The following is a 6,884-nucleotide window of genomic DNA, read 5'->3' on the forward strand; positions in this document are numbered from 1 at the left end:
ATCAAAACCAATAATCGACATGGGTGACAAACCGGCGGCTTGAGTTTGGTGCATCACTGAAATCGCGATTAAGTCGCAGGCACAAAACACCCCATCCACGTTGTCTAGTAACCCATGTTCGATGATATAAGGCATGAGATACTTTGCACCAAAATCTCCCCCCGTTTCACCGGCGTAAATACGCTCTAAAATTGGGGACTTAAGCTCAGCTGCTATTTCGATCAGGTCGATAACCGTCACACTCGAATCCAAGACTTCTTGATGTGCACGCATAAACCCTACTTGCCGATCTCTAATCGATGGCCTTACGTTTGCAGTAATGATGCAGTTTGCTCGATTACCCGTGTCCAACAAGTGTTTGCCAGCTAGATAACCACCGTGTTCATAGTCTGGAGATATACTCGAAAACTGCATTTTACTGTCTGAGCCATTAATCAGTTGCACGTGTTTGTCTAACTGATGCAATCTGCGGAGTATTTCAGGGTTTTCCATACCAATCAATATAATAGCGTCATCATGTTCAAGACGTTCTTTAAGTTTATTGACATCGGTTGGAAGGGAGTCGATCAAAGTAATATCTATTTCGATCCCAAGTTTATTGCACTCAAATCTAAGCCCTGAAAGGATCGCGTAATAAAAACTGTTGGGATTGGCTGAATCGTCATTGGTAATGGCCGCGATGCGCATCAAGTTCATCGATTCGACGGTGGTGTAAGATTTTCTCTTATAGCCGATTTGTTTGACCGCTTTGTTTATTTTAAGGCGGACATCTTCACTAACATTGTGGCCATCACTCAATGCTCTAGAAACGGTAGCGATCGAGGTTCCAGCAAGTTCCGCAACATTTTTTAATGTAGGCTTCATACAGACTCATCTCCAATTTATGCTCATTGAATCACATTGAATACACCTTTCTAAGAAAAATTTTCAGATGTGGGTAAAAATTCCCCCCCTAGTCACAAATACAACCAGTTCCTGATAGTTATTATGCAACATTGTGTTAATGATATGTTTACGTTTTTGGTGTAAGTAGTTGTTTTAAATGCAATAAAAAACCTTGAGTGGTCCTTGGGTAAGTTGACGATATGTGAAAAGTTTTCACGAGTCATCTTCTTTCATACTGCTGAGACGGTAATCACATTTTTCTGGCTACCTTTACATCAATAATAAATCTACGAAATAAATGGGCTGCTCTACCAAGGAGAATAAATGTCAGAAATAATAATAAGCGCTGGTTCCTCCAATAAACGAATGCTGAGAAAAAGAAAGAGAAAGATTAAAGAAAGCCTTGTCGCTTACTCTTTTATAGCACCCAACTTTATCGGTTTCTCTGTCTTTACACTTGGTCCAATTGTAATGGCATTTCTGCTTGCTTTTATGAATTGGGATGGTTCTAATCCTATGGATTTTGTGGGGTTAGATAACTTTTTTCTTCTTCTTGAAGACCGAATATTCAAACAATCACTTTGGAATACCATCGTCTATACCATATTTTCAGTCCCACTTACCTTATTCTTGGCATTGGGCATTGCTGTCCTGCTCAATCAAAAAATAAAAGGTCGAAATTTCTTTAGAACGGCGATGTTTTTTCCCTACGTAGCGTCCCTTGTCGCAGTAGCCGTTGTTTGGAACATGGTGTTTAACCCTGACATGGGACCAGTAAACATGATTCTTTATAACGCAGGGGTCGACCCACAAAATCTACCGGCCTGGTCAGCGGATAAGAACTGGGCTATGCCAACTGTGATCTTGTTCGGTGTTTGGAAAAACATGGGTTACTACATGGTGATTTATTTAGCGGGCCTACAAGGGATCAATTCCGAACTGTATGAAGCAGCCGATATTGACGGTGCAAACAGTTGGCAAAAGTTTACTCGAATCACCATTCCACAATTGATGCCAACAACCTTCTTTGTTTCCGTCATGCTAATGATTCAATCGTTTAAGGTCTTCGATCATGTACTGTTATTAACCCAAGGTGGTCCTGGCAGTTCTACCATGGTTTTGGGTTACCACCTATACAACGAAGCCTTCGTGAGTTGGCGACTAGGCTACTCGTCTGCCATTGCATTAGTTCTATTTTTACTTGTCTTAGCAGTGACCATAGCTCAGTTCAAGTATGCCAAAAAGTATGAGGACTGAGGATCATGATTGCTTCAATTAAACGCCAACAACAATTCAAAACACTGCTTTTGTATTTAGTCATCATAACTATTACTATTGCGATGTTCACTCCTTTCATTTGGATGCTGTCAGCGTCACTAAAGTTTAATAAAGATGTATTTTCCTTTCCGATTGAGTGGATACCTTCTGCTCCACGCTGGCAGAATTTTGTCGACATCTGGCAGCAAATACCATTAGCGCTGTTCGTCTACAACACAGCAAAATTGACCGTAATCGTTACCGTACTGCAGTTATTGACGTCAAGCTTTGCCGCTTATGCATTTGCCAAACTTAAATTTCCTTATCGTGATGCCCTGTTCTTAGGTTATATCGCAACCATCAGCGTTCCTTGGATATCGTACATGGTTCCACAATTTATTATGATGCGAGAGTTTGGATTAAACAATACCCACACCGCCATTATCTGTCTGCAAGCATTTACCGCGTTTGGTGTGTTCTTAATGCGACAATTCTACATGAGTATTCCCGATGAACTGTGTGAAGCGGCAAGAATAGATGGCATGAGTGAATACCAAATCTGGTACAAAATCATGCTGCCGCTATCGAAACCAGCACTATCCACATTAACCATTTTTACGTTTGTTACCACCTGGAATGACTTTTTGGGGCCAATGATTTACCTCACTGAAACCAAGTTAAAAACCATTCAAATCGGGTTGCGAATGTTTATTTCACAGTATTCGGCTGAATATGGACTCATCATGGCGGCGTCGGTTGTCAGTCTCATTCCTGTACTGATTGTCTTTCTCGCATTACAACGCTTCTTTGTAGAAGGCGTCGCTTCGTCTGGACTAAAAGGATAATCATGCACACTCATATATTAACTACATCAGAGATCAATACAGCTATCGAGCAAGCGCTTACCATAGTAAAAGGAAATTTGCGCGACTTTACTTACGACAGTCAATCTCACTCAAGCCTTAACCATTTTTATCCAAAGTCGGATAACACGCTTTGGACTACAGGATTTTGGCCAGGGGTTTTATGGTTATCTTACGAACTGAGTCAGCAACCCGAGTTTAAATACGCCGGGCTCATTCAAGTACAAAGCTTTAAGCATCGCATAGAGAACCTGATCGAAGTCGACCATCACGATATGGGATTTTTATATACACCTTCGTGCGTTGCTGCCTGGAAGCTTACTCATGATCAAGACGCCAAAGACGCGGCTATTTTGGCCGCTGAGCAACTGTTAACTCGTTACCAACCCAAAGGGCAATTTATCCAAGCCTGGGGAGAAAAAAACGCTCCAGACAATTACCGATTCATCATTGACTGTTTGTTGAACCTCCCCTTGCTGTATTGGGCTCACAAACAGACTGGGGATGAACGCTTTTTAAATGTTGCGTTTAAACACACTGAAACTACCTATTTGAATTCGGTAAGAGATGATGGTTCAACCTACCATACCTTTTTTATGGACATGAACACAGGAAAACCGAAGTACGGTTCAACCTGTCAAGGCTATAAAGACAACTCAACTTGGGCACGCGGTCAAGCATGGGGTGTTTACGGCTTTGCTATGGCATATCGCTACACCCAAGATGTCAAATATCTTGATGTTTTTGAACGAGTACTAAAACACTACTTAGACCATTTGCCTAGTGATCAGATCCCCTACTGGGATATGACTTTTACGGATGGTCAAGAGCCTAGAGATTCGTCGTCGTCTGCTATTGCCGCATGCGGACTGCTTGAAATGGCAAGCCTCGTTGATGCAGCTACGGCAACACGCTATACCGAACTTGCACGCTCAATGGTCAAAAACTTAATCAACCATTATGCAGTATCTGATCCTGCCACTTCAAATGGGCTTCTTTTACACGGAACTTACTCGAAGAAAAGCCCATACAATACCTGTACAGAAGAAGGCGTTGATGAATGCGTTTCTTGGGGAGATTACTTCTACTTAGAAGCTCTCACCCGCTTATCTACTCAATGGACACCATATTGGTAAGGAGCAACGACTATGGCTGCAATTTCACTACAAAATATCAATAAAACCTATGAAGACAAACACGTCGTTGTCCCTAATATCGACTTGGAAATCAAAGATAAAGAATTCATTATCCTTGTTGGTCCTTCAGGTTGTGGCAAATCAACAACGCTTCGCATGATAGCGGGGCTTGAAGAGATCACCTCGGGAGATCTTCGCATTGGTAACCGGATCATGAACGACATTCCATCCAAGGATCGCGACATTGCCATGGTATTTCAAAATTACGCGTTGTACCCCCATATGACGGTGTATCAAAATATGGCGTTTGGTCTAGAACTTCGCCGTGTCGACCGTGACATCATCGATTCGAAAGTACAAGAAGCCGCCGACATTCTTGATATTACCCACCTGCTTAATCGCAAGCCTAAGGCGCTTTCTGGCGGACAACGTCAACGCGTAGCCCTAGGCCGAGCAATGGTTCGTGACCCAGAAGTATTTTTGCTTGATGAACCTTTATCGAACCTGGACGCAAAACTAAGAGGAACGATGCGTGCTGAAATAACCAAACTACACAAACGCCTCAACTCTACTTTCATTTATGTCACCCATGATCAGGTAGAAGCGATGACCATGGCTGATCGCATTGTGGTAATGAAAGACGGCATCATTCAACAAGTTGATACACCTCAAGAACTGTACGACAACCCGAGTAACCAATTTGTCGCAGGTTTTATTGGTGCTCCACAAATGAATTTTATTCCGGTCGAAAACATCCATTTAGTTGGTGGCGCTCCACAAATTGATGTAATGGGCCAAACCGTTGCTTTGCCAAGTAAATTTAACTCCATAGACTTTGATGCGTATCGCGAACACGGGCTAGTTCTGGGAATTAGGCCTGAGGATATTTGCGAAGAAAGGCCTCAAAGCACAGCTGCAGACATGATCAACCAAATGGACTTCACTGTTGACTATTCTGAGCCAATGGGATCAGAGGTTCATTTTAGTTTGCAACGTCATCAACAGAAGCTAATGGCAAAAATTAACAGCCGATTAACAGCTACAAACGGTGACACACTGACGCTGTGTTTGGATATGAGCCACGCCCATCTTTTCGACCAGCACTCGGGTCAATCCATTTTGGCCTAGGGATACATATGCTCAGGTTTAGTACAACAAAAATCAATCATCGCTCAATTTGGGTTGTACCATTTAGAGAGGCGTGGAACTTGATGGTACTTAATATGCTGATATTGATCTGCTTATTGAGCATTATCTTTCTCCCCAAAGCCTTAGTCGCTGGCAGTCGCATTTGCCAACGCATGCTCAACGACCAAAGTGTCACGATCATCCACGATTTTCGATGGTACATGAAGGATTGTGACTGGACACAAAGTGCCTTTTTCTACGCTGTCGTCGTAACAGGCACCGCTGTATGCTGTTACCCAGTGTACATTTATGTGCAGCTAGTCACGGCGGATGCTGCCTATGTATTTCCTATGATGCTATGCACAGCAGTTCTTGCAACGTGGGCAGCTATTGCTTGGGTGATGATTACTCGCGGTGAGTTGTCTTTTCGAGGACTGCAACTTGGATTTCGGTTTGTGCTGTCACGCGCCGCTTTGCCAATAAAACTGGCAATAATTTCGCTCACTTTTTACTTAATTACTACAGTTCTGTTCCCACTATCGACACTGTTTATTGCCTTTGGTTTAGTGTCTCTTTTTTTAATGACCATAAATCATTCAATAAAATAATAAAGGAATATTAACATGAACAAAAAACTCTACTCCCTTGCTATGGCTACTGTGCTAACCGCATCAGGCGTGATGGCGCAAGATCCGATAACGCTAAACTGGTCACGTTGGGATGTGTCTAAAACCGTAGAATTAAACGCGATTGCCGACGCATATATGGAGAAGTACCCACATATTACTATCAATTCGATTGACTTAGGCAGCGCAGATTACAATTCGATGGTCTTAACTCAACTGTCTGGCGGTGCACAAAATATAGACATAGTGACCGTAAAAGACACACCGGGATACACCGACCTTATTCGTTCCAATACCGTGTCTGAGTTGACCTCTTCGATCGATACGACCCCGATGCAAAACCCAACTTATCAAGGGTTAGTGGAGGAGCTGACCATAGACAATAAGCTATATGCTATGCCGGTTCGGCTTGACTATTGGCTAGTCTATTACAATAAGGATCTTTTTGATAAAGCAGGGGTAAACTACCCAACAAACGATATGACCTTGGCACAGTTTGACGAGTTGACCAAGCAAATGACCAGCGGTTTTGGTGCGAATAAAGTCTTTGGTGCTCTGTATCATACTTGGCGTTCCACCGTGCAGTTACCGGCGATCTTCGACGGACAAAATACATTAATAAGCAAGGATTATCAGTTCCTCAAGCCGTACTACACACGTATTTTAGACTTACAAAAAGCCGGCGCGGTGCCACGCTATGCTTCGCTAAAAGCCTCGAATACACACTACTCAGGCCCTTGGTTTAACTCATCTGTCGCCATGTTGCCAATGGGTTCATGGTTTATTTCTGGGCAAATCGCCAAAGTGGAAACGGGTGAAAGCTCGGCAACCAACTGGGGACTTGCTAAATACCCTGTGCCTGAAGGCGTTGCTCCGGGTACCACCGCAGCTACATTAACAAGCCTCGCCATTGCAAAAAACTCGAAGTATCAAGAAGCAGTGCTCGACTTCATAAACTTTGCAGCAAGTAGCGAAGGGGCTTTAGCCGT

7 protein-coding genes are annotated in these 6,884 nt (G+C 43.0%); 6 read left to right on the forward strand and 1 reads right to left on the reverse strand.

What is annotated here, in order from left to right:
- The coding region (locus AC6R1O_RS14890) for a LacI family DNA-binding transcriptional regulator (RefSeq protein WP_500657299.1) at nucleotides 1–864 on the reverse strand (864 nt) is incomplete at its 3' end.
- 345 nt (nucleotides 865–1,209) lie between these two features.
- On the opposite strand from AC6R1O_RS14890, the gene AC6R1O_RS14895 reads away from it, so the two are divergent.
- From AC6R1O_RS14895 to AC6R1O_RS14920, 6 genes are all read left to right on the forward strand, one after another.
- Nucleotides 1,210–2,142 (forward strand): carbohydrate ABC transporter permease, encoded by a 933-nt coding sequence (locus tag AC6R1O_RS14895; RefSeq protein ID WP_500657300.1) that lies wholly within the window; start codon nucleotides 1,210–1,212, stop codon nucleotides 2,140–2,142.
- Between the two features lie 5 nt (nucleotides 2,143–2,147).
- Nucleotides 2,148–2,987 (forward strand): carbohydrate ABC transporter permease, encoded by an 840-nt coding sequence (locus tag AC6R1O_RS14900; RefSeq protein WP_500657301.1) that lies wholly within the window; start codon nucleotides 2,148–2,150, stop codon nucleotides 2,985–2,987.
- 2 nt (nucleotides 2,988–2,989) lie between these two features.
- The gene (locus AC6R1O_RS14905) at nucleotides 2,990–4,141 is read left to right on the forward strand and encodes a glycoside hydrolase family 88 protein (RefSeq protein WP_500657302.1); all 1,152 of its coding nucleotides are present in this window, start codon (nucleotides 2,990–2,992) and stop codon (nucleotides 4,139–4,141) included.
- A gap of 12 nt (nucleotides 4,142–4,153) precedes the next feature.
- Nucleotides 4,154–5,269: an ABC transporter ATP-binding protein gene (locus tag AC6R1O_RS14910; protein WP_500657303.1), complete on the forward strand. Its 1,116-nt coding sequence runs from the start codon at nucleotides 4,154–4,156 to the stop codon at nucleotides 5,267–5,269.
- A gap of 83 nt (nucleotides 5,270–5,352) precedes the next feature.
- Complete coding sequence (locus tag AC6R1O_RS14915; protein ID WP_500657304.1) at nucleotides 5,353–5,877, forward strand: hypothetical protein; 525 nt, start codon at nucleotides 5,353–5,355, stop codon at nucleotides 5,875–5,877.
- Between the two features lie 15 nt (nucleotides 5,878–5,892).
- On the forward strand, nucleotides 5,893–6,884 hold a 992-nt coding region (locus tag AC6R1O_RS14920; RefSeq protein ID WP_500657305.1), incomplete at its 3' end, for an ABC transporter substrate-binding protein.

This window comes from Vibrio sp. R11-SG3-ISO3-SZ (genome assembly GCF_059834345.1).